Origin of the sequence: Mycobacterium sp. (assembly GCF_036273375.1) — a bacterium.
Lineage (GTDB): Bacteria > Actinomycetota > Actinomycetes > Mycobacteriales > Mycobacteriaceae > Mycobacterium.
In genome coordinates, this window is record NZ_DASUHS010000226.1 from 1 (window position 1) to 2,356 (window position 2,356).

Consider the following 2,356-nt stretch of genomic DNA (forward strand, 5'->3'; position numbering starts at 1 on the left):
TTGTCCTATCCCAAGCCGGTGGTGATGGCGTGCACCGGCCATGCCATCGCGATGGGGGCGTTCCTGTTGTCGGCGGGCGATCACCGGGTGGCCGCGCACGCCTACAACATCCAGGCCAATGAGGTCGCGATCGGCATGGTCATTCCCTATGCCGCGTGCGAGATCATGAAGCTGCGGTTGACGCCGTCGGCCTACCAGCAGGCCAGCGGGCTGGCCAAAACGTTCTTCGGTGAAACCGCCCTCGCGGCAGGCTTTATCGACGAGATCGTGTTGCCCGAGGTGGTGGTCGACCGCGCCGAAGAGGCCGCACGGGAATTCGCCGGCCTGCATCAGCGGGCGCACGCCGCCACCAAATTGCGCGCCCGCGCCGACGCCCTGGCGGCCATCCGCGCCGGCATCGACGGGATCGAAGCCGAATTCGGGCTGTGAGTCGCTGAGGGCGTTCGCCCGAGCCGGTTTCGTGGACCGCTGCCGGGGAAGTCACCGGAATGGCCGTAGATCGCATCGCGGACCCCTGGGGAACGCGAACTCCCTACGAACCCGGCACGCGGTGGCCGGTACGAGTCGACACTTACCTGGCCGACGGAGTCAGCGCCGAGTCGGTCGACCGCTGGGTGCAATCGGCCGCGGTGTTGCATTCCAACGGCGACGGCCTGGACATCGCCGTCAAGGACGGGCGGATCGTGGGCGTGCGCGGACGCGCCATCGACCGAGTCAACCACGGGCGGCTCGATCCGAAGGATCTCTTCGGCTGGCAGGCCAACGCCTCGGCTGACCGGCTCACCACACCGATGATCCGGGTCCGCGGCGAGCTGAAGCCATGCGACTGGGATACCGCCATGCAACGGATCGTGGACCACACCAAGGACTTACTCGGCAGCTACGGCCCCAGCTCGATCGGGTTCTACACCTCCGGGCAGCTGTTCGCCGAGGCGTACTACACCCAAGGTGCGATCGCGCACGGGGCGATCGGCACCAACCACGTCGACGGCAACACCCGGCTGTGCACGGCGACGGCCGCCGAGGCGCTCAAGGAATCGTTCGGCTGCGACGGGCAGCCGGGGTCCTACACCGATGTCGACCATGCTGACGTCATCGCGTTGTTCGGGCACAACGTCGCCGAGACGCAGACCGTGCTGTGGGCGCGGATGTTGGACCGGCTCGCCGGCAACTCGCCGCCGGCGATCATCTGCGTCGACCCCCGACTCACGCCGGTGGCCCGGCACGCCACGGTACATCTCGCGCCGATCCCGGGCACCAACGTGGCGTTGATGAACGGGCTGCTGCACGAGATCATCGGCCAGGACTGGATCGACCAGGACTACATCGACACGCACACAGTCGGTTTCGACGAACTGCGTAGCCGGGTCGAAGAGTTTCCGCCCGAGCGGGTTGGGAAAATCTGCGGTGTGGCGGCCGACGACATCCGGCGCGCGGCCCGGCTGCTGGGCACGGCGGAGCGGCTGATGTCCACCGTGCTGCAGGGCTTCTATCAGTCCCACCAGGCCACCGCGGCGGCCGTGCAGGTCAACAACATTCACCTGGTACGCGGCATGCTGGGCAAGCCGGGCTGCGGGGTGCTGCAGATGAACGGGCAGCCGACCGCGGAGAACACGCGCGAGTGCGGGGCGGATGGGGATCTGGCGGGCTTCCGTAACTGGTCCAACGACTCCCACGTCGAAGAGTTGACGCATTTGTGGAACCTTGAGCCCCTGCAGATTCCGCACTACGGTCCGCCGACGCACGCTATGCAGATGTTCCGCTTTGCCGAGGAGGGGACGCTGCGGATGCTGTGGGTCACGGCCACCAATCCCGCGGTGTCGCTGCCGGAGCTGCCGCGAATCCGCGACATCCTGTCGCAGGAACGGCTGTTCCTCATCGTGCAGGACATCTTCATGACCGAGACCGCCGCGTTGGCCGACGTGGTGTTACCCGCCGCGGCATGGGCAGAGAAAACCGGCACCTTCACCAACGCCGACCGCACCGTGCACCTGTCCGAAAAGGCCGTGGAGCCACCGGGTTCCGCGCGGTCCGACCTCGACATCTTCCTGGATTACGCGCGCCGGATGGACTTCCGCGACAAGGACGGCCAGCCGTTTCCGCCCTGGACGGATCCGGAATCGGCGTTCGAGGCGTGGAAGGAATGTACGGCGGGCCGGCCGTGCGATTACACCGGCCTGACCTACGACAAGCTGCGGGGCGGCAGTGGCATCCAATGGCCTTGTAACGCAGAGCATCCCGATGGTACCGAACGGCTCTATGCCGACGCGCAATTCTGGGCAGCACCGGACTATTGCGAGGCATACGGCAAAGACCTGATCACCGGCGCGCCACTGCAGCCCGACGAGTACCGCTC

Annotated in this window: 2 protein-coding genes; both read left to right on the plus strand. The window is 66.8% G+C overall.

The window, feature by feature from the left end; all coding sequences use genetic code 11:
• Nucleotides 1–429, plus strand: a 429-nt coding sequence (locus tag VFW69_RS20150; RefSeq protein ID WP_526503863.1) for a crotonase/enoyl-CoA hydratase family protein, incomplete at its 5' end; no start/stop codon positions are given.
• Between the two features lie 59 nt (nt 430–488).
• A partial coding sequence (locus VFW69_RS20155) for a molybdopterin-dependent oxidoreductase (RefSeq protein ID WP_526503865.1) occupies nt 489–2,356 on the plus strand: 1,868 nt, incomplete at its 3' end.